This window comes from Blautia sp. KLE_1732_HM_1032 (assembly GCF_025147905.1).
In the GTDB taxonomy this organism is placed as follows: Bacteria; Bacillota; Clostridia; order Lachnospirales; family Lachnospiraceae; genus Blautia_A; species Blautia_A fusiformis.
The window spans coordinates 1,963,892-1,984,688 of the sequence record NZ_CP102266.1 but is presented as its reverse complement, the minus strand read 5'-3'; the positions used below and the strand labels follow the sequence as shown (position 1 = coordinate 1,984,688).

Below are 20,797 nucleotides of genomic sequence, written 5' to 3'. Positions count from 1 at the left end.
ATTTTTGCAGATTATATTCCGACAAATATAAAAAGAAATACAAAGTAGAAAATCCCGGAACAGAAAACCGCTGTTCCGGGATCACAAAGCTGTTAATGACGTATCATTTTCATCAGATTCACAATTCTGTCAAGCTTAGCTGCCTCTGCCGGACTTTTCCCCATTTTCAGAACTTCTATGATAGTGGAGATCTCATCAGAGCTGAAATTTAAGCCCGCATTTTTTCCTTTAGAAGCTGCGCCCATGATAAAAGGCAGAAGTTCGGACGGATTTTTCCCCAATCCCTGATCTGCCAGACCCTGAAGCATGGAAAGCTTCTGAGGGTCCATTCCGGAAAGCCGGGGATTATTTTTCCAGTCATCACTCATGGATTCTCACCTCCTGACGAATCTTCATTCATGATCTGAAGCATCTGGATCGTAGCCATAAGACTGGTGATATGATCGATCTGACGGCGATTTTCTCCGCCACAGCACTTACGGATATCCTGCAGCATTTCCAGAGGATCGGTGCCGGAAAAACCGGTAGCCTGCAGATCGGCTGTTCTACGGCTGCTTTGAAAAAGCGACATGGTATTCCGAAGTTCCCGGACTTTCGTATACACAGATAAAAACCGCTGCCCGGAAGAAGGAAGGTACGGGATCATAGCCTTCAGCATCTGATCCTGGTCACTTTCCACCATTTCATCCAGAGCAGTACGTGCGATAGGCTCCTGTTCCATAAAAAAATCCTTTTTCCTGAAATCTATGAATTTGCAGAAAGAAATATGACAGAAACCTTCTCTGGTCATATTATATATAGAAGAAATTTTTCAAAGGAATGTGATTATGGAATCTGAAAAAAAACAGGAACTTGTCATTGATGGAAATTCTTTTTATGAAATAGATCTGAAATGTCTGAAAGAGAAAAAACAGAAACAGGAGGAAGCAGAAAAACGGCAGCAGAAAAGGCAGAGGAAATAACCTCTGCCTTTTCAAAAGATCAGCAGCAATTGTTGCAGCCGCATCCATTTCCGCACAAAAGCAGAAGAAGGATGATGATCCAACAGCTGTCGTTGCAGCCGTTGTTATTACAGCCACAGCCACTGTTGTTTCCACAGCAACACATCAGACAGATGATCCAAAGGATACAGGAGCAGCTGTTTCCACCGTTTCCAAACAGGGAATTTCCGCAGCCATTATTACAGCCACAGTTATTGTTACATCCACATCCTGTGCTACATCCGGAATCACAACCACATCCGCAATCACATCCACAATTGGTAGCTGCTAAGTCACTCATCGATAAGTCCTCCAGCAAATTTTATTTACACTTCATCATATGGCAGGAGTCCGTCCACAGTTACAAAAAAGTTGACAGTGTTTATTCATTACGATATAATAAACGAAATGTAACATTTTTGTAATTTTTGAGACAAACTAGCTTTTATATCTAAAACAGGAAATGGGGAAAATTATGAAGAGTTTCAGAACAAAAAAATGGCTGAAGGGTCTGATGCTTGCCATGCTGCTGATCGTGGGAAGCACAGTCTTTTCTACTTCTGCAAAAGAGGTACAGGCTGCCACTGCAGGCTTTAAAACTATCGATGGAAAAACATACTACATAAAAAGTGATGGAAGCAAGCAGAAAGGCTGGCTGACCCTGGGCGGATACAAGTACTACTTTAACACAAAGACCGGAGTACAGGTAAAGGGCTGGATGAAGGTCAATGGCAAATATACCTACTATTTTACAAAAGGCAAGGGGGTTATGGCAACCGGCTGGATGACAGATTCCAAAGGCCATAAGCGCTATTTCAATCCCAAAACAGGTAAGCTTACCACAGGCTGGGTAAACTGCAGCAAGGGAAGGAAACGTTATTTCACAAAAGGCGGAGGCATTATGGCAACCGGCTGGCTCACCAACAGCAAAGGGCAGAAACGTTATTTTTACAAAACTTCCGGTTATATGGCAACCAAATGGGTAAAAAACAAATCCAAAAATATCAGCTACTATTTTGCCACCAGTACCGGTTATATGTATACTGGTCTGAAGACGATCAATCAGAAGAACTATTATTTTAAATCCAACGGTGTCATGGCAGTAAGTACCTCCGTGACAGTGAATGGAATTACATACTCCATCGCAGCAGACGGAGTGGCCACTGCGAAGACTACCAAACCAAATCTAAATGTCAGCAATGGAGATGTCAAAGTTTACGATACCAAAAACAGCAGATATTACACTATGGTAAAAGAATATAAGAGCCATCCTGGAATAGCCAACGGCAAGACATCCGATGAAGCACTGCTGGCCGCACTTTGCGAATCGGAGGCAGGCGATCAGGGCAAGATCGGAATGGAAGCAGTAGCACTTTGTGTTCTGAATCGTACGATCAAATCAGACAAGGAATTTCCATCTACGATACGAGGTGTGATCTATGAGAATATCGGAAGCAGCACAACCCCACAGTATTCTGTAGTGCGGAACGGGGCACTTCTCAAACGTCTTAATGGTCAGTTTGAAAACCGTACTCTTGCTTATCAGGCTGCAAGAGAAGCAATGACTATTTTCAATAAACATGTCACTTCCGGCAAAGCCAGAACACTCAGAGGATTTAAACAGAAAGATTTTAATTATATGTATTTCATGATGACCAGCTATTTCTGGAACCAGAATCTGAATTTCAGCAAAGTGAAATATGAAACTTATAAAGGCCATACATTTTTTGTAGACTGGGTATAAGCAACATAGTCTCCGGCAGTAAACTTTGAACAAACAGGCGTATGGACATAAAATTGAAAATTTAAGGAGAAGCAAATATGCAGGTAAAAATCTATACGGATGGTGCAGCCCGGGGAAATCCGGATGGACCGGGAGGCTACGGAGCAGTTCTTCAGTACATCGATACCAAAGGCCAGCTACATGAACGTGAACTGTCCAGAGGCTACAAAAAAACCACAAACAACCGGATGGAGCTGATGGCAGCTATCGTAGCACTGGAAGCACTGAACCGCCCCTGCCAGGTGGATCTGTATTCCGATTCCAAATATCTGGTAGATGCTTTTAATCAGCACTGGATCGATGCCTGGCTGAAGAAAAACTGGAAACGTGGAAAAAACGAAGATGTGAAGAACGTAGATCTCTGGAAACGCCTTTTAAAGGCCAAGGAGCAGCATCAGGTAAGCTTCCACTGGGTTAAGGGACATGCAGATAATCCGTTAAATGAACGGTGTGATCAGCTTGCCACATCAGCGGCAGACGGCAATGACCTTTACGTAGATGAAGGAATAAATGGCTTACAGAAATAAAAGTTCCACTTATCACTCACAGAAAACCCGAAACATACCGCGCGAATTTATGCGATCAGCGTAAATTCTGTGCATCGCGAAGCGTGTTACTGAGAACAGAGTAAAAAGTAATATTCTGCCACTTTAAGTTGTCAAAGCAATATTAAAATTTCTTGACAAACAAAAAAGCAGTTTGTATACTTCATATAGTATAGTAAAAGGCTTGGAAGGGAAAAAGTAGCTTGAGGAAAACCCCACAGAGAGCAGCCGGCAGGTGAGAGGCGCAGGGTAGAACTTTTGTGAATACATCCCGGAGCTGCGCACCGAATCGGGACATGATACTGTAAAATAATAACGTATTATAGATAGGCTGCGACGGAATGGCACCCGTTATTGTGCTGAAGTGTTTTATATCTTGATATATATGGATATAACGGGATGTAGATTCACTTTATGAGGCAGGAAATGCGAGTTTTCTGTAAATTTAGGTGGTAACGCGGGACCCGGTTCTCGTCCTAAACGGACAGGAACCGGGCATTTTTTATATGACTATACAGGAGGAAAGAACAATGACAGTTTGGGAAGAACTGAAAGCACGTGGCCTGATCGCACAGGTTACAGATGAAGACGAGATCAAAGAGATGGTAAATAACGGGAAAGCCACATTCTATATTGGCTTTGACCCTACAGCAGACAGCCTTCATGTAGGTCACTTCATGGCTCTTTGCCTGATGAAGAGACTGCAGATGGCAGGAAACCGTCCGATCGCCCTTCTCGGCGGCGGAACAGGAATGATCGGTGACCCGTCCGGAAGGACCGATATGCGTCAGATGCTGACAAAAGAAACCATCCAGCACAATATTGACTGCTTCAAGCAGCAGATGAGCCGTTTCATCGATTTCTCTGATGGAAAAGCTCTTATGGTAAACAATGCTGACTGGCTTATGAACCTTAACTATGTAGAGCTTCTCCGTGAGGTAGGTGCTCACTTTTCCGTAAACCGTATGCTGACAGCAGAGTGCTACAAACAGCGTATGGAGCGAGGCTTAAGCTTCCTGGAATTTAACTACATGATCATGCAGAGCTACGACTTCTACATGCTGTACCAGAAATACGGCTGCAACATGCAGTTCGGTGGCGATGACCAGTGGAGTAACATGCTTGGCGGTACCGAGCTGATCCGCCGTAAGCTTGGCAAGGATGCTTATGCCATGACCATCACACTGCTTCTCAATTCTGAGGGCAAAAAGATGGGAAAAACACAGTCCGGAGCTGTATGGCTTGATCCGAATAAGACATCCCCGTTCGATTTCTACCAGTACTGGAGAAATGTAGACGATGCTGACGTTATCAAATGTATGCGTCTTCTTACTTTCCTTCCTCTTGAGGAGATCGACGAGATGGCCAAATGGGAAGGCAGCGAGCTGAACAAAGCCAAGGAGATCCTTGCATACCAGCTGACAGAGCTTGTACACGGTGAGGAGGAAGCCAAGAAAGCACAGGAGGGTGCCCGCGCACTGTTCTCAGGTGCAGATACTTCTCATATGCCTACAACAGAGCTTTCAGAGGAAGATTTTGACGAGGAAGGAAAAATCGACCTGATCACACTTCTTGTAAAAGCAGAGCTGGTACCAAGCCGTTCCGAGGGTCGCCGTGCGATCCAGCAGGGTGGTGTATCCATCGATGGTGAGAAGCTCACCGATATTTACCATACGGTTGAGAAGGATGCTTTTGCAGGGGACGGGATCGTTCTGAAACGAGGCAAGAAAAAATTCAAAAAGATCTGTGTAAAATAATTTCCCATATCTGTGACATTTCCGGGATAAAGCTACGGCATTCCGGAAATGCTGACAGGTAGGGTTGACACAAGGAGGATAACAACATGAAAAAGTACGGAGTGAACGAACTTCGTAAGATGTTCCTTGACTTTATGGAGAGCAAGGGCCATCTTGTAATGAAAAGCTTTTCCCTGGTTCCTCAGGGAGATAAGAGTCTTCTGCTGATCAATGCAGGTATGGCTCCGCTGAAACCATATTTCACAGGTGCTGAGAAGCCGCCAAGAACAAGAGTGACAACCTGCCAGAAATGTATCCGTACCGGAGATATCGAAAATGTAGGTAAAACCGCACGTCACGGTACTTTCTTTGAAATGCTTGGTAACTTCTCTTTTGGTGATTACTTCAAAAAAGAAGCCATCCACTGGTCCTGGGAGTTTCTTACTGAGGTTGTAGGGCTTGATGCAGACCGTCTCTACCCATCCATTTACCTGGATGATGATGAAGCCTTCAATATCTGGAACAAAGAAGTAGGGATTCCGTCTGAACGTATTTTCCGTTTCGGAAAAGAGGATAACTTCTGGGAGCATGGCGCAGGTCCATGCGGTCCATGCTCTGAGATCTACTATGACCGTGGCGAAAAATACGGCTGTGGCAAACCCGGATGTACGGTAGGCTGCGACTGCGACCGTTACATGGAAGTATGGAACAACGTTTTCACACAGTTCGAGAACGATGGAAACGGAAACTACACAACCCTGAAACAGAAAAACATCGATACCGGTATGGGACTTGAGCGTCTTGCTGTAGTTGTTCAGGATGTTGATTCTATTTTTGATGTAGATACAATTTGTGCACTTCGTAATCTTGTATGCGAGATCGCACATAAAGAATATGAGAAAAACTATGCAGATGACGTTTCCATCCGTCTGATCACGGACCATATCCGTTCCGCAACATTTATGATCTCCGATGGAATCATGCCAACCAATGAGGGACGTGGATATGTTCTCCGCCGTCTGATCCGCCGTGCAGCACGTCACGGACGTCTTCTTGGCATCGAGGGAACTTTCCTTGCAAAATTAAGTGCACAGGTGATCGAGAGCTCCAAAGCCGGATATCCGGAGCTTGAGGAGAAGAAAGAGTTCATCTTCCGTGTACTGACAAATGAGGAGAATCAGTTCAACAAAACTATCGATCAGGGACTTCGTATCCTTTCCGACATGGAAGAGGATATGAAAAAAGCAGGTGAAAAGACTCTTTCCGGTGACAACGCATTCAAGCTTTATGATACGTACGGATTCCCTCTTGACCTTACAAAAGAGATCCTTGAGGAAAAAGGCTACGGCATTGACGAGGAAGGCTTCCAGAAAGCAATGGAGGAACAGAGAGTCAAGGCACGTACTGCCCGTGAAGTAACCAACTATATGGGTGCAGACGCAACCGTATACGATGATATTGATGTAAACGTAACAACAGAATTCGTCGGCTACGATCATCTTACCTTTGATTCCAAGGTTACTGTCCTTACCACAGAAACAGAGATCGTAGATTCTCTCACAGAGGGACAGAAGGGTACCGTATTTGTAGAGCAGACTCCTTTCTATGCAACAATGGGTGGACAGGAAGGTGATACCGGTGTGATCGAGACTGCAAACGGTAAATTTGTTGTTGAGGACACCATCAAACTCCGCGGCGGTAAATTCGGCCACGTAGGACATATGGAATCCGGTATGATTTCCTCAGGTGAGACAGTATCCCTGAAGGTAAACGAAGAAGCAAGAAAAGATACCGAGAAAAACCACAGTGCAACACATCTTCTTCAGAAAGCACTGAAAACCGTTCTTGGTTCCCACGTAGAGCAGAAGGGTTCTCTGGTAACTCCGGACAGACTTCGTTTTGACTTTGCTCATTTTCAGGCTATGACAGCAGAAGAACTCCAGGCAACAGAAGAGCTTGTAAACAAAGAGATCCAGGCAGGTCTTGATGTTCATACAGATGTCATGGATGTGGAAGAAGCCAAGAAATCCGGAGCAATGGCTCTCTTTGGTGAGAAATATGACCAGAAGGTACGTGTAGTATCCATGGGAGACTTTTCCAAAGAGCTCTGTGGTGGTACTCATGTAAAGAATACAAGCTCCATCATGCTCTTTAAGATCGTGTCCGAATCCGGTATCGCAGCTGGTGTACGCCGTATTGAGGCACTTACCGGCAAAGCAGTTATCGAATACTACAGAAAGCAGGAAGAGCTTCTCCATGAGGCTGCAAAAGCATTAAAGGCCAATACAGCCGAGGTTGTAGAAAAAATCAGTCACCTGCAGGCTGAGGTAAAGGCTCTTCAGAGCGAAAATGAATCTCTCAAGAGCAAAGCTGCCCAGAGTGCACTTGGCGATGTCATGGATAAAGTTGTTGAAGTAAACGGCGTAAAACTTCTTGCAGCCAAAGTTGAGGGCGTTGACATGAATGGCCTGAGAGACCTTGGTGACAAACTGAAAGAGCAGCTTGGCGAAGGAGTTGTCCTTCTTGCAGCAATAAACGGCGGCAAGGTAAATCTCCTTGCAATGGCGACTGACGCAGCTCAGAAAGCAGGCGCCCATGCAGGAAATCTGATCAAGGCTGTAGCAGCCATCGTTGGCGGTGGCGGCGGCGGACGTCCGAACATGGCACAGGCCGGCGGAAAGAATCCGGAGAAGGCACAGGAAGCTATGGACGCAGCAGCAGGAATCCTTGAAAAACAGCTCACAAAATAACAAAATTGTGCGTGATCTACAATTTTGACATTTTTTTCATAAAAATCGAAAAAGATGTTGACGAAACCACATGTTATGCTATATAATAACACTCGTGCAAGAAAAATACCCAGACAGTTGTATTTTAGCACAATCTACAACTGGAGGGAGGTTAGGTGTGAGTCTATGTCAAACGTTATCGTAAAAGAGAACGAGACTTTAGATAGCGCTCTTCGCAGATTCAAGAGAAGCTGTGCTAAAGCGGGAATCCAGCAGGAAATCCGTAAGAGAGAGCATTACGAGAAGCCAAGCGTTCGTCGTAAGAAAAAATCTGAAGCCGCAAGAAAACGTAAATATAATTAATTGTGCGCAAAAATCCCTGGCTATATGGTCAGGGATTTTTAATTAAATAGAAACAGGAACGTTTGACGAAGGAAAGAAATATGAATTTGTGTATTAAACTGATTATCAAACCATTGCGATCGCTCCTTAAATTATTATTTAATCGAATTTTTTATGTAGCTCTGGCTCTTGTTGTGCAGCTGGCATGGCTGCTGATCGCCCTTTTCCGGCTTATGGAATACTCCAGATGGGTGACGATCGGAATGCAGGCCATAGGTTTTCTGGTTGTTCTGTGGATCGTAAATAAAAAGATCAATCCATCTTATAAGCTCGCCTGGACGATGCTGATCCTTATTTTTCCGGTATTTGGTGTTTCCCTGTACCTTCTTTTCGGTAAGTCACGGATCGGCGCTGTAATGGAGCAGCATTATCAGAATCTTATTGATGAAACTGCTGAATACCTGGAAGGCTCAGAGCTCACAAGAAAACGTTTAAACGAAGACGACCGTTCCATGAGGATCCAGTCGGATTACATCTGGCAGTATTCAAGATATCCGGTTCACGAGAATACCACAGCAGAGTATTTTCAGGTAGGAGATGATATGTTTCCGGTTCTGGTGCATGAACTGGAGCAGGCAAAGCATTTTATTTTTATCGAATATTTCATCATAAATGACGGGGTAATGTGGCAGACGATCCTTAATATCCTTGAAAAAAAGGCTAAAGAAGGAGTGGATGTCCGACTGATCTATGATGGCTTCGGCTGCCTTACCACATTGCCATACAAGTATGATCAGGAGATGCGCCGGCGAGGAATCAAATGCGAAGTATTCAACCGGTTCCGTCCGATTCTTAATATAATCCAGAATAACCGTGACCACCGTAAGATCTGTGTGATCGATGGCTGGACCGGTTTTACCGGCGGCATCAACCTGGCTGACGAATATATCAATCAGCGAAAACGGTTTGGCCACTGGAAGGATACAGCCGTTATGCTGAAAGGAGAAGGCGTCTGGAATATGACAGCTATGTTCCTGTATATGTGGGGAATCGTTACCAGAACAGATACTTCTCTTGATTTCGGAAATTATGTTCCGCACAGGTGGCACCCAAACGATTTTCCGGGAAGCGGTTATGTCCAGCCATTCTGCGATTCCCCCCTGGACGATGAGATCGTAGGAGAGAACGTTTATCTTAATATTATCAATCGCGCCAAAAACTATGTTTATATCTGCACACCATATCTGATCATAGATAATGAGATGATGACCGCCCTGTGCCTCGCTGCAAAAAGCGGTGTGGATGTCCGGATCATGACACCCGGTATCCCGGACAAAAAAATGGTCTTCCTGCTGACACAGTCTTATTATAAGCAGCTTCTGGAAGCAGGTGTAAAGATCTACGAATACCAGCCGGGATTTTTGCATGCCAAATCTTTTGTCTGTGATGACAAAGTAGGCGTCGTAGGAACCATAAATCTGGATTACCGAAGCCTTTATCTGCATTTTGAAGATGGTGTCTGGATGTATAAGAATGATGTGATTCTGGACATCCGGGATGATTTTACAGAAACCCTGGAGTACTGTGATCCCATTGATCTGGCATTCTGCCAGAAGAGAAATATTGTGGTACGTGCCATTCAGAACGTACTGAGAGTTTTTGCACCGCTATTATAAAAACTCTTTGACAGACAACTATAAATTCTGTATGATATATCAGACGGGAGTTCAATGCTCCCGTCTGATATTGTCTAAAGAAAAATAATTTATAGATACATATGAAATTTTTAGTTATTGGAGGAATTGATTTGAGCCAGAACAAAGAAACAGAAATCCAGCTTCAGTACATTGAAAAATGTAAAGAGCTTCTTGCCAAAAGCAGTACGAAACATCCCACCTTCCACATCCAGAACGAAGGATGCCAGATGAACTCCATCCAGACAGAGTCTATTGCGGCCATCATGGAAAAAATGGGATATGAAATGGTAGATACCGAGGATGCTGATGCAGTTGTATTTAACACCTGCACAGTCCGGGAAAATGCCAATCAGAAGATCTATGGACATCTTGGACATTTAAAGAGCATCAAACGGGAGCACCCGGATATGAAGATCGTACTGTTCGGATGTATGATGCAGGAGCATCACGTAGTGGAAAAGATCCGCAAGGATTATAAATATGTAAATCTTGTATTCGGAACCCATAATATCCACAAATTCCCCGAGCTTTTTTACCGGACGCTGCAGACCGACGACCAGATCATTGATATCTGGAAGGAATCCGATGAGATCGTAGAGGGCATGCCAACTTCTCGCAAATACTCCTTCAAAACAGGAGTCAGCGTAATGTTTGGCTGCAATAACTTCTGCAGCTACTGCATCGTTCCTTATGTCCGCGGCCGCGAAAAGAGCCGCGAGCCACAGGCCATCATCCGCGAGATCGAGGAACTGGTCGCAGATGGCGTTACTGAGATCATGCTTCTTGGTCAGAATGTAAACTCCTACGGAAAAACTTTGGAAACACCGGTAACCTTTGCAGAACTTCTGAAAGAAGTGGAAAAGATCGAAGGGCTGAAACGTATCCGTTTTATGACCTCCCATCCGAAGGATCTTTCCGACGAACTGATCCAGACCATGGCGGAGAGCCAGAAAATCTGTCACCATCTGCATCTTCCGCTGCAGTCCGGAAGCAGCAGAGTCTTAAAAGAAATGAACCGCCGCTACGACAAGGAAAAATATCTGGAGCTGGTAGATAAGATCCGTAAGGCGATCCCGGATATTTCGCTGACAACAGATATCATGGTCGGATTTCCGGGAGAAACAGAAGAAGATTTCCAGGAAACACTGGATGTTGTAAGAAAAGCAAATTACGATACTGCCTTCACATTTATTTATTCCAAACGAAGCGGAACCCCTGCAGCCGGCATGGAAAATCAGGTGCCGGAGGATGTGGTAAAAGACCGTTTCAGCCGTCTTCTTACCCTGGTACAGGAAAAGGGCCGGGAAAATTCCTCCCGTTTCCAGGGAACCATTCAGGAAATCCTGGTAGAAGATGAAAACCGTGAGAAGGGTACTCTTACTGGCCGTACCCAGCATAATCTTCTGGTTCATTTCCCGGGAGAAAAAGATCTCATCGGCAAATATGTAAAAGTAAGCCTGGATACCTGCAAGGGATTCTATTATTTCGGACATATCGTGGAAGAGTAGAATTATAGACAAGTCCTCACCCACTGCTTATTGTTTTTCGTAACCCCGTTGGGGACTTACCTGATTCGGCTAATTATAAGTTTATATTGCCCGCTCATTGCCATTATCGGATGAGCGGGCTTTTTTATTATAAAAATACTGTTTCTATTGACAAATACCCCATGAGGGTATATATTATTCCATATATAGAGGATACCCCATGGGGGTATTTATGAGAAAGGAGAGACAGCCTATGTCTGAAAAGAAAGTCTGTCCCTGCTGCTGTGAAAAACACACTGCACGCTCAGAGGAGGAGAAAAAAAAGCTGATCAACCGTCTGAAACGTATTGAAGGCCAGATCAGAGGCATTATAGGAATGATGGAGAATGATGCCTACTGTAATGATATCCTGATTCAGTCCGCTGCAGCCAATGCTGCAGTGAATGCATTCAACAAAGAGCTGCTTGCCAGCCACATCCGCACCTGCGTTGCCCGGGATATCCGGGAAGGTAAGGATGAGACCATTGATGAGCTGGTAGCAACCCTCCAGAAGCTGATGAAATAAAGGGACAAACTGGATTTTAGGAGGTACTGAAAGAAAATGGAACAATATAATGTAACTGGTATGAGCTGCGCCGCCTGCTCTGCCCGTGTAGAAAAAGCCGTATCGAAAGTTCCGGGGGTGAATAGCTGTTCCGTCAGTCTTCTGACCAACTCCATGGGAGTTGAAGGAACCGCTTCATCCGGTGAGATCATTGCCGCAGTGGAAGCCGCCGGATATGGTGCATCCTTAAAGGGCGGAGCTGCCGGAGCGAAGATTTCCATGTCTGCGGCAGAAGAAGCGCTGGAAGATCATGAAACTCCGATCCTAAAGAAACGTCTTATCACATCCGTGGGATTTTTGCTGGTACTGATGTATTTCTCCATGGGGCACATGATGTGGGGATGGCCACTGCCGAAATGGTTTGACGGCAATCACGTAGCCATGGGACTGGTACAGCTGCTCCTGGCTGGTATCATCATGGTGATCAACCAGAAATTTTTCATCAATGGATTTAAGAGTCTGTGGCGCCGTTCCCCAAATATGGATACTCTGGTAGCTCTTGGCTCCATGGCATCCTTCCTATGGAGCGTCTATGCACTGTTTGCCATGACAAGAGCACAGGTAGATGGAGATTCTGCTGCAGTTATGAATTACATGATGGATTTTTATTTTGAATCTGCAGCCATGATCCTGACACTGATCACCGTAGGAAAAATGCTGGAGGCCCGTTCTAAAGGAAAGACAACGGATGCGCTTAAAAGCCTTATGAAGCTGGCACCCAAAACTGCGGTCGTGGTACGAAAGGGACAGGAACTTACCGTTCCTATTGAGCAGGTTCAGAAAGGAGAAACCTTTGTCGTCCGCCCGGGAGAGAATATTCCGGTGGACGGAGTGATCCTGGAAGGAACCACCGCAGTCAATGAATCCGCACTGACCGGCGAGAGTATCCCGGTTGATAAAGAAACCGGAGATATGGTTTCTGCGGCAACTGTGAACCAGTCCGGATTTATCAAATGCGAAGCGACCAGAGTGGGAGAGGATACCACCCTTTCCCAGATCATCAAAATGGCCAGTGATGCGGCAGCCACCAAGGCACCGATCGCAAAGATCGCAGACCGTGTTTCCGGTGTGTTTGTACCGGCAGTGATCACAATCGCAGTGATCACAACGATCATCTGGCTTCTTGCAGGACAGACCTTCGGTTATGCTCTGGCAAGGGGGATTTCCGTTCTGGTCATCAGCTGCCCCTGCGCACTTGGCCTTGCAACACCGGTTGCCATTATGGTCGGCAACGGTATGGGTGCCAAAAACGGAATCCTTTTCAAAACAGCTGTTTCCCTGGAGGAAGCAGGAAAAGTCCTGATCGTCGCTTTGGATAAAACCGGAACCATTACAAGCGGTCAGCCGGAGGTAACAGATATTCTCCCGGCAGAGGGAGTTACAGAAACAGAGCTTCTCACTCTGGCCTGTGCACTGGAGAAAAAAAGTGAACATCCTTTGGCAAAAGCCGTTCTCAAAAAAGCCGAGGAAGAAAACCTTGCCACAGGTGAAGTAACCGGATTCCAGGCACTTCCGGGAAACGGACTTTCCGCTATACTTGGAAGTGACAAACTGACAGGCGGAAACATGAAATTTATCAGCAGCCAGACAAAGGTTTCCGCAGACCTTAACAGGAGAGCCGAGCAGCTTGCAGAGCATGGAAAAACGCCCCTTCTTTTCACACGAAACGGTAAACTTCTGGGAATCATCGCAGTTGCGGATGTGATCAAGGAAGACAGTCCCCGTGCAGTAAAAGAGCTTCAGAACATGGGAATCCGTGTAGTTATGCTTACCGGTGACAATGAGCGTACCGCAAAAGCCATCGGAGCTCAGGCAGGAGTTGACGATGTGATCGCAGGAGTTCTTCCGGATGGAAAAGAAAGTGTGATCCGCGCTCTGAAGGAGCAGGGAAAGGTTGCCATGGTCGGTGACGGTATCAACGACGCGCCGGCACTTACAAGAGCCGATATCGGAATTGCCATCGGTGCAGGAACAGATATTGCCATTGATGCGGCAGATATCGTTCTGATGAAGAGCCAGTTAAGCGATGTTCCAGCGGCAGTACGTTTAAGCCGCGCCACACTTCGGAATATCCATGAGAATCTTTTCTGGGCATTTTTCTACAATATAATCGGCATTCCCCTTGCAGCAGGTGTCTGGATCCCGCTTTTCGGATGGACCTTGAATCCGATGTTCGGAGCTGCGGCCATGAGTCTTTCCAGCTTCTGTGTTGTAACAAATGCGCTGCGTCTGAATCTGTTTCAGATCCACAATGCAGCAAAAGACAAAGAAATCAAAAATCCGGTAACATTACACATCAGTCATGATGAAAATATAAAAGAAGAAAAGGAGAACAAAACAATGGTAAAGGTAACGGTCAATGTAGAAGGAATGATGTGCGGACACTGTGAGGCACACGTAAACAAAGCCATCCAGGCAGCTTTCGGAGCAGAAGACGTAGTTTCTTCCCACGAGAACGGAACAACTGTATTCTCTGTACCTGAGAAGGTTGACGAGGCAAAGGTTGAAGAAGTGATCAAGGAAGCCGGTTACGAGTTTAAGGGAATCACCCAGGAATAAACCGGATTTTTAAACCACATATTTGCCAAATGGCCAAAAGAAACAGTTCTGTAAAAGCGGAGCTGTTTCTTTTGTCTCATACAGAAAAAATTTTCCACTTCTATAAATCCGGCTAATATCTTTATAGTTTATTCTGAAAAAGCAAGATTATCCGCCAAATTGGTTTTTATTTTCAATTCTCTTATGCTATACTGATAGCGATTATGGATATAGGAACGATAACAGAAATCGTTAACATCATAGTAGTAGAGAGGAGCGCATTATGAGCGGATTTTTTGGAGTAGCATCGAAGGATGACTGTGTACTGGAGCTTTTTTACGGAGTGGATTACCATTCTCATCTGGGAACACGCCGCGGAGGTATGGCTGTTTACGGAGAACATGGATTTGACCGTGCCATCCACAACATTGAGAACACGCCTTTCCGTACAAAATTTGACGGAGATGTGGGTTCCATGAAGGGAAATATGGGAATCGGATGTATTTCTGATTATGAGCCTCAGCCCCTTCTGTTCAGTTCCAGGATCGGCAGCTTTGCCCTCACTTTTGTGGGAAAGATCAATAATTACGATGAACTTCTGCAGCAACTGTATGATACGACCAAGGTACATTTTCAGGAGATGACTAACGGAACAGTCAATGTGACCGAACTGATCGCTGCACTGATCTGTGAAAAGGACAATTTTGTGGAAGGTATACAGTACGTACAGGGACTAATCGACGGCTCCATGACTCTGCTTCTTATGACAAAAGACGGAATTTATGCAGCCCGTGACAAGATGGGCAGAACTCCTGTGGAAATTGGCCACAAAGAAGGGTCATACTGTATTTCCTTTGAAAGTCATGCCTATATCAACCTTGGATACGAAGATTATAAAGAACTTGGCCCCGGAGAGATCGTATTCGTAACAGCAGACGAAGTCAAAACTCTGGTTGAGCCCGGAAAGAAAATGAAGATCTGTTCCTTCCTCTGGGTTTACTACGGATATCCGACAGCCTCTTATGAAGGTGTAAATGTAGAGGAGATGCGCTACCGCTGTGGAAGCATGCTTGCAAAGAGAGACGGCGATTCCGTGCACCCGGACATTGTAGCCGGTGTTCCGGATTCCGGCATTGCCCATGCCATCGGATACGCCAATGAATCCGGCATTCCTTACGCAAGACCATTCATTAAATATACACCAACCTGGCCCAGATCTTTTATGCCGACCAATCAGAACCAGCGTAACCTTATTGCCAAAATGAAACTGATCCCGGTACGTGCGCTGATCAAGGATAAAAAACTTCTTCTCATAGACGATTCCATCGTACGTGGCACCCAGCTTCGCGAGACAACCGAATTTCTGTACCGCAGCGGAGCCAAAGAGGTTCATGTCCGTCCTGCCTGCCCGCCAATCATGTACGGCTGCAAATATTTAAACTTCTCACGTTCCAAATCTGAGATGGAGCTGATCACCCGTCAGGTGATCGAGAAGAGAGAAGGCCCCAACTGTCCGCAGGAAGTTCTGGATGAATATGCAGATCCACATACAGAGAAATACGAGCAGATGGTACAGGATATCTGCGAGATGCAGAATTTTACCACCCTTCGCTATCACAGACTGGATGATCTTCTGGAATCCATTGGGATCGATCCTTGTAATGTATGCACATATTGTTTTAATGGTAAAGAATAAAAAATGTTTTGAAAATAGAGCTGCTGTTTCAGATGAGCCTCCTTAACTCCCGGTTGCATTTTGGATATCTGCGGCTTATAATAAATGCGGATATATCTTTTGTGATATATCCGCGTTTTTTATATCAGTTTTTTATGTCATGGAAAATTATTTCGTAATGTTCCAATGACAGAGTATCACAAAAAAAATTTTCAGGAGTATAAACATGATTTTTCCTATAAAAGCCGTGATATTTGATGCAGACGGCGTCCTTCTGGATTCGCTCTCTGTTTGGAAGGAGCTTGGAAAACGATATATTACAGATCTGGGATATCAGCCGGTTGCGGAAATGGACGAAATCCTTTTTCCCATGAGTATGGAGCAGGGAGCGGACTGGCTGAAAAACAGGTTTACTCTTGCGTATTCCGAAGAAAAGATCGTGATGGATCTGAAATCCCGGATCCGTAAATACTATTTTGAAGAGGTCCCGGCAAAATCAGGTGCCAGAGAACTTCTTCAATGCTTTGCAGAACAGAAAATCCCGGCTGCGGTGGCAACCTCAAGCCCCAGGGAACATATCTGCCGGGCGCTGGAAAGAAACGGACTTCGTTCCTTTTTTGATAAAATCTATACCACCAGTGAGATCGGAGAAAGCAAACATTCTCCGAAGGTCTATCTTACAGCTGCAGAAGCACTGGGAACGGGGCCATCCCAGACGCTGGTTGTGGAGGATTCACTCTACGCGTTGCAGACTGCCGGAAATGCAGGATTTCTGACTGCCGGTATTTATGACGCATTAGGAGAACCGGATCAGGAACAGCTGAAAAAGGATGCCTATATCTACTGTCGGGATCTGACAGAGTTACAGAACCATATATTCACAGAAAACGGAGGAAACCAAAGATGAAAACAGCATTAACCATCGCAGGCAGCGATTCCAGCGGAGGAGCCGGGATCCAGGCCGATATTAAAACCATGATGGCAAACGGAGTATACGCCATGAGTGCCATCACCGCGCTGACTGCCCAGAACACCACCGGTGTCACATCCATCCAGAATGCAACCGCAGAGTTCCTGGGTCAGGAGCTGGACTGTATTTTTACGGATATCTTTCCGGATGCAGTAAAGATCGGAATGGTTTCCGAAAGTGATCTGATCCATATGATCGCAGGAAAGCTCCAACAGTATCGGGCAAAAAATATCGTGGTGGACCCGGTTATGGTTGCCACAAGCGGTGCAAGACTGATCAGTGAGGAGGCGGTGGATGTTCTGAAGGAAGAACTGTTTCCTCTTGCAGATCTTCTCACCCCGAATATCCCGGAAACCGAGGTGCTTACCGGACGGAAGATCAAAAGCGCCGATGATATGATCGAAGCTGCAAAACAGGTTTCCGAGCAGTATCACTGTGCAGTTCTCTGCAAGGGCGGACATAAGCTCAATGATGCCAATGATCTTCTCTATGTGAATGGAACATATCAGTGGTTTGAGGGAAAAAGGATCGACAATCCCAATACCCACGGAACAGGATGTACTCTTTCCTCGGCCATCACTTCCAACCTTGCAAAGGGATTTTCCATGGTGGAATCTGTAAACCGTGCCAAGGACTATATTTCCGGAGCCCTTGCTGCCATGCTGGATCTGGGAAAGGGAAGCGGCCCTATGGATCATGGCTTTGCGATAAAGAACAGTTATACAGAGGAGGCATAAGATTATGACAGTTACAGAACGGATCACAGCTCTTCGAAAACAAATGAAGGAAAAGGGAATCGATGCTTATCTGGTTCCGACCGATGATTTTCATGGTTCTGAGTATGTTGGGGATTATTTTAAATGCAGAAAATACATCACCGGATTTACCGGTTCTGCCGGAACTGCCGTGATCATGCAGGACATGGCCGGACTCTGGACAGACGGAAGATATTTTATCCAGGCTGCACAGCAGTTAGAGGGAACTCCGGTTACTCTGTTTAAGATGGGAGAACCGGGCGTACCAACGATCCACAAATTCCTGGAAGAAAATCTGAAAGAGGGAATGTGTCTCGGCTTCGATGGCCGTACCGTAAGCGCAGAAGAAGCAGAGACGCTAGAAAAAATCCTTCAGAAAAAACAGGTACATTTTTCTGTAAATGAGGATCTCATCGGAAATATCTGGAATGACCGTCCGGCACTTTCCTGTGAACCGGTAATGGAATTATCCGAAAAATGGGCCGGAAGATCCAGAGCAGACAAGATCCGTGAGATCCGCAGCAAACTGAAAGAGAAGGGCGCAGACCTCTTTATCCTCACTTCCCTTGATGACATTGCATGGCTTTTAAATATCCGCGGAAATGATATCCACTGCTGCCCGGTAGTTCTTTCCTATCTTATGCTGGATGACAGTGAGCTTCGTCTTTTTGTCAATGAAAAAGCCTTTTCGGATTCTGTTAAGGAAGCACTTTCCAAAGACGGTATTGCCATTTATCCATATGATGATATTTACACCTATGTACAGACGATTCCCGAAGAGAAAAAGGTATTTCTTTCCAGAAGCAATGTAAACAGCCGGCTGGTCAGCAGTATTCCAAAGACGGTAACGATCCTGGACGGTGAAAATTTGACCCTTCTCCCAAAAGCCATCAAAAATGAAACCGAAGTCCAGAATGAAAAGACTGCCCACCTCAAAGATGGCGTTGCAATGGTGAAGTTTATCCACTGGCTGAAGAAAAATGTGGGAAAACAGAAGATCACCGAGCTTTCCGCTGCTGATAAGCTCTATGAATTCCGTTCCGGACAGGAGAATTTTCAGGGAAACAGCTTTGATCCCATCATTGCCTACGGTGCACATGGAGCCATTGTCCATTACAGTGCAACAGAAGAAACCAATATTCCACTGGAGCCAAAAGGGCTGGTTCTGATGGATACAGGCGGACATTATCTGGAGGGCACTACTGATATCACCCGCACCGTTGTACTTGGCCCGGTTACTGAAAAAGAAAAAAAATATTTCACAGCAGTACTCCGTGGACACCTGAACCTGGCAGCAGCAAAATTCCGTTACGGCTGTACCGGCCTGAATCTGGATGCCCTGGCTAGAGGACCGCTCTGGGCTATGGGAGAGGATTACAACCACGGAACCGGTCATGGCGTAGGTTATCTTCTCAATGTACACGAAGGACCGCAGAGCTTCCGCTGGAAAAGCCCTGCCGCGCTTCCGGCTCCTGTTCTGGAAGAAGGGATGATCACCTCCGATGAACCGGGATATTATGCGGAAAATGAATTCGGCATCCGTCACGAAAATCTTGTAGTTTGCAAAAAAGCCGAAAAAACATCCTACGGCCAGTTTATGAAATTTGAGCCACTGACTCTGGTCCCATTTGATCTGGAAGGTATCGATCCGGAACAGATGGAAGCAGGAGAGCGCAAATTGCTCAATCAGTATCATGCCCTTGTATACGAAAAGATTTCTCCGTATCTGAATGAAGAAGAGCAATCCTGGTTAAAAAAAGCCACACAGGAAATATAACCCGGAATTCACATTAATATTTCCTTCCGACAGATACCATAAGAAACGCAAAACCATTTCAGGGATAAGAATAAATCCAACCAGGGAGGTACTTAGCGCCTATGAAAACAGAAAATAGAATTGATCACTACATCGATCTCCACGCACATCTGGACGGCTGCATTACCACAGAGATAGCCAGAAAACTTGCCGCATTGCAGCAGATCACGCTTCCGGCTGCCACAGATGAAGAGCTTCTTTCTCTCCTTTCTGTGCCGGATACCTGCGAAAATCTCAATGATTTTCTGAAATGCTTTGACCTGCCTCTTTCCCTTCTTCAGACAGAAGAGGCATTGGAAGAGGCTGTTTATCTTATCCTTTCTGAAATGAAAGAAGACGGTGTGATCTACGCAGAACTTCGTTTTGCCCCACAGCTCCATACACAGAAGGAAATGACTCAGGAAACAGCGATCCATGCTGCATTACGTGGTCTGAAAAGAGCTCCCATCCCCGGTAATCTGATCTTATGCTGTATGCGCGGTGATCTTAACCAGAAAGAAAATCTGGAAACTCTGGAGCTGGCAAAAAAATATCTTGTTGAAGATGGAGGCGTGGTTGCTATCGATCTTGCAGGAGCCGAGGCACTCTTTCCAACAGAAAATTACGAGGCACTTTTTGCAAAAGCAAGAGAATATCAGGTTCCATTTACCATCCATGCAGGCGAGGCCGGAAATGCAGAGGATGTAAAAACAGCTGTCCATATGGGTGCGGTCAGGATCGGCCATGGTGTGAGGATTGCGGGAAATAAGGAAGTGATACAGCTTGTAAAGGATAAGGGGATTTTTCTGGAAATGTGTCCTACAAGCAACCGCCAGACAAAAGCTATGGAAGAAATGTCTGCTTATCCGCTGAAAGCATTTCTCGAAATGGGACTTAAGGTAACCTTAAATACCGATGATCCGGCGATCGAAAGAACAACCCTTTCCCGGGAATTCCGATATATGGAATCTCTGTTAGATCTTACCCAGGAGCAGAAAAGGCTGCTACTTCTGAATTCTGTGGAGGCAGCCTTTACTTCTAGGAACAGAAAATGGAAACTGAAAGAACAGCTTCTTTTCTGAACTGTATGAAAATTATGGTGAGCCGATTATTTACAAACGAATAAAATAGAACATTGACAGGGGGATACTCTGCTAAAAA

18 protein-coding genes and 1 other annotated feature are annotated in these 20,797 nt (G+C 45.4%); of the genes, 15 read left to right on the top strand and 3 right to left on the bottom strand.

The genetic code is table 11. The features are described 5' to 3' along the window. Positions 1-92 precede the first annotated feature (92 nt). Both NQ489_RS09505 and NQ489_RS09500 read right to left on the bottom strand, forming a co-directional pair. Positions 93-368 (bottom strand): hypothetical protein, encoded by a 276-nt coding sequence (locus NQ489_RS09505; RefSeq protein ID WP_015524936.1) that lies wholly within the window; start codon positions 366-368, stop codon positions 93-95. Beyond that, positions 365-721: a hypothetical protein gene (locus NQ489_RS09500; protein ID WP_022426549.1), complete on the bottom strand. Its 357-nt coding sequence runs from the start codon at positions 719-721 to the stop codon at positions 365-367. The genes NQ489_RS09505 and NQ489_RS09500 overlap by 4 nt, the downstream gene beginning before the upstream one ends. A gap of 106 nt (positions 722-827) precedes the next feature. Between NQ489_RS09500 and NQ489_RS09495 the strand changes: the two genes are divergently transcribed. After that, positions 828-962 carry a hypothetical protein gene (locus NQ489_RS09495; protein WP_021651468.1) on the top strand — a complete coding sequence of 45 codons (135 nt, stop codon included), beginning with the start codon at positions 828-830 and terminating at the stop codon, positions 960-962. A gap of 19 nt (positions 963-981) precedes the next feature. Here NQ489_RS09495 and NQ489_RS09490 read toward each other — a convergent pair whose 3' ends face one another. Next, on the bottom strand, positions 982-1,281 hold the full coding sequence (locus NQ489_RS09490) for a hypothetical protein (RefSeq protein WP_015524939.1): 300 nt from the start codon (positions 1,279-1,281) through the stop codon (positions 982-984). A gap of 174 nt (positions 1,282-1,455) precedes the next feature. Between NQ489_RS09490 and NQ489_RS09485 the strand changes: the two genes are divergently transcribed. From NQ489_RS09485 to add, 14 genes are all read left to right on the top strand, one after another. Further along, positions 1,456-2,724 (top strand): cell wall hydrolase, encoded by a 1,269-nt coding sequence (locus NQ489_RS09485; RefSeq protein ID WP_044961517.1) that lies wholly within the window; start codon positions 1,456-1,458, stop codon positions 2,722-2,724. Between the two features lie 77 nt (positions 2,725-2,801). Next, positions 2,802-3,290, top strand: coding sequence for a ribonuclease HI (gene rnhA / locus NQ489_RS09480; protein ID WP_021651464.1), 489 nt, complete (start codon positions 2,802-2,804; stop codon positions 3,288-3,290). 194 nt (positions 3,291-3,484) lie between these two features. Continuing rightward, positions 3,485-3,790 (top strand) — a binding site (T-box leader). A 48-nt stretch (positions 3,791-3,838) separates the two neighbouring features. Then, positions 3,839-5,065 carry a tyrosine--tRNA ligase gene (gene tyrS / locus NQ489_RS09475; RefSeq protein ID WP_015524942.1) on the top strand — a complete coding sequence of 409 codons (1,227 nt, stop codon included), beginning with the start codon at positions 3,839-3,841 and terminating at the stop codon, positions 5,063-5,065. An 86-nt stretch (positions 5,066-5,151) separates the two neighbouring features. Beyond that, positions 5,152-7,794 carry an alanine--tRNA ligase gene (gene alaS, locus NQ489_RS09470; protein ID WP_021651462.1) on the top strand — a complete coding sequence of 881 codons (2,643 nt, stop codon included), beginning with the start codon at positions 5,152-5,154 and terminating at the stop codon, positions 7,792-7,794. A gap of 165 nt (positions 7,795-7,959) precedes the next feature. Next, the gene (rpsU, locus tag NQ489_RS09465; RefSeq protein WP_004222305.1) at positions 7,960-8,136 is read left to right on the top strand and encodes a 30S ribosomal protein S21; all 177 of its coding nucleotides are present in this window, start codon (positions 7,960-7,962) and stop codon (positions 8,134-8,136) included. An 80-nt stretch (positions 8,137-8,216) separates the two neighbouring features. After that, positions 8,217-9,791 carry a cardiolipin synthase gene (cls, locus tag NQ489_RS09460; RefSeq protein WP_021651460.1) on the top strand — a complete coding sequence of 525 codons (1,575 nt, stop codon included), beginning with the start codon at positions 8,217-8,219 and terminating at the stop codon, positions 9,789-9,791. A gap of 101 nt (positions 9,792-9,892) precedes the next feature. Then, the gene (miaB, locus tag NQ489_RS09455; protein WP_021651459.1) at positions 9,893-11,320 is read left to right on the top strand and encodes a tRNA (N6-isopentenyl adenosine(37)-C2)-methylthiotransferase MiaB; all 1,428 of its coding nucleotides are present in this window, start codon (positions 9,893-9,895) and stop codon (positions 11,318-11,320) included. A 232-nt stretch (positions 11,321-11,552) separates the two neighbouring features. Then, entirely contained in the window at positions 11,553-11,864 is a 312-nt protein-coding gene (locus tag NQ489_RS09450) for a metal-sensing transcriptional repressor (RefSeq protein WP_044961516.1), read from the top strand. A 36-nt stretch (positions 11,865-11,900) separates the two neighbouring features. After that, the gene (locus NQ489_RS09445; protein ID WP_021651457.1) at positions 11,901-14,462 is read left to right on the top strand and encodes a heavy metal translocating P-type ATPase; all 2,562 of its coding nucleotides are present in this window, start codon (positions 11,901-11,903) and stop codon (positions 14,460-14,462) included. Positions 14,463-14,724: 262 nt separating this feature from the next. Beyond that, on the top strand, positions 14,725-16,137 hold the full coding sequence (locus NQ489_RS09440; protein WP_021651456.1) for an amidophosphoribosyltransferase: 1,413 nt from the start codon (positions 14,725-14,727) through the stop codon (positions 16,135-16,137). 205 nt (positions 16,138-16,342) lie between these two features. Further along, positions 16,343-17,023, top strand: a complete 681-nt coding sequence (locus NQ489_RS09435; protein WP_021651454.1) for an HAD family hydrolase — start codon at positions 16,343-16,345, stop codon at positions 17,021-17,023. Further along, positions 17,020-17,823, top strand: coding sequence for a bifunctional hydroxymethylpyrimidine kinase/phosphomethylpyrimidine kinase (gene thiD, locus NQ489_RS09430; protein WP_021651453.1), 804 nt, complete (start codon positions 17,020-17,022; stop codon positions 17,821-17,823). The genes NQ489_RS09435 and thiD overlap by 4 nt, the downstream gene beginning before the upstream one ends. Positions 17,824-17,827: 4 nt before the next feature. Continuing rightward, positions 17,828-19,618 carry an aminopeptidase P family protein gene (locus tag NQ489_RS09425; protein WP_021651452.1) on the top strand — a complete coding sequence of 597 codons (1,791 nt, stop codon included), beginning with the start codon at positions 17,828-17,830 and terminating at the stop codon, positions 19,616-19,618. Between the two features lie 101 nt (positions 19,619-19,719). Continuing rightward, positions 19,720-20,718 (top strand): adenosine deaminase, encoded by a 999-nt coding sequence (add, locus tag NQ489_RS09420; RefSeq protein ID WP_021651451.1) that lies wholly within the window; start codon positions 19,720-19,722, stop codon positions 20,716-20,718. Positions 20,719-20,797 lie beyond the last annotated feature (79 nt).

Coding starts and splice junctions, on each gene's coding strand:
- NQ489_RS09450 (WP_044961516.1), top strand. CDS start 11,553: ATGTCTGAAAAGAAAGTCTGTCCCTGCTGCTGTGAAAAACACACTGCA.
- NQ489_RS09435 (WP_021651454.1), top strand. CDS start 16,343: ATGATTTTTCCTATAAAAGCCGTGATATTTGATGCAGACGGCGTCCTT.
- NQ489_RS09440 (WP_021651456.1), top strand. CDS start 14,725: ATGAGCGGATTTTTTGGAGTAGCATCGAAGGATGACTGTGTACTGGAG.
- NQ489_RS09505 (WP_015524936.1), bottom strand. CDS start 368: ATGAGTGATGACTGGAAAAATAATCCCCGGCTTTCCGGAATGGACCCT.
- tyrS (WP_015524942.1), top strand. CDS start 3,839: ATGACAGTTTGGGAAGAACTGAAAGCACGTGGCCTGATCGCACAGGTT.
- miaB (WP_021651459.1), top strand. CDS start 9,893: ATGAAATTTTTAGTTATTGGAGGAATTGATTTGAGCCAGAACAAAGAA.
- NQ489_RS09485 (WP_044961517.1), top strand. CDS start 1,456: ATGAAGAGTTTCAGAACAAAAAAATGGCTGAAGGGTCTGATGCTTGCC.
- thiD (WP_021651453.1), top strand. CDS start 17,020: ATGAAAACAGCATTAACCATCGCAGGCAGCGATTCCAGCGGAGGAGCC.
- cls (WP_021651460.1), top strand. CDS start 8,217: ATGAATTTGTGTATTAAACTGATTATCAAACCATTGCGATCGCTCCTT.
- NQ489_RS09495 (WP_021651468.1), top strand. CDS start 828: ATGGAATCTGAAAAAAAACAGGAACTTGTCATTGATGGAAATTCTTTT.
- NQ489_RS09490 (WP_015524939.1), bottom strand. CDS start 1,281: ATGAGTGACTTAGCAGCTACCAATTGTGGATGTGATTGCGGATGTGGT.
- rnhA (WP_021651464.1), top strand. CDS start 2,802: ATGCAGGTAAAAATCTATACGGATGGTGCAGCCCGGGGAAATCCGGAT.
- add (WP_021651451.1), top strand. CDS start 19,720: ATGAAAACAGAAAATAGAATTGATCACTACATCGATCTCCACGCACAT.
- rpsU (WP_004222305.1), top strand. CDS start 7,960: ATGTCAAACGTTATCGTAAAAGAGAACGAGACTTTAGATAGCGCTCTT.
- NQ489_RS09500 (WP_022426549.1), bottom strand. CDS start 721: ATGGAACAGGAGCCTATCGCACGTACTGCTCTGGATGAAATGGTGGAA.
- alaS (WP_021651462.1), top strand. CDS start 5,152: ATGAAAAAGTACGGAGTGAACGAACTTCGTAAGATGTTCCTTGACTTT.
- NQ489_RS09425 (WP_021651452.1), top strand. CDS start 17,828: ATGACAGTTACAGAACGGATCACAGCTCTTCGAAAACAAATGAAGGAA.
- NQ489_RS09445 (WP_021651457.1), top strand. CDS start 11,901: ATGGAACAATATAATGTAACTGGTATGAGCTGCGCCGCCTGCTCTGCC.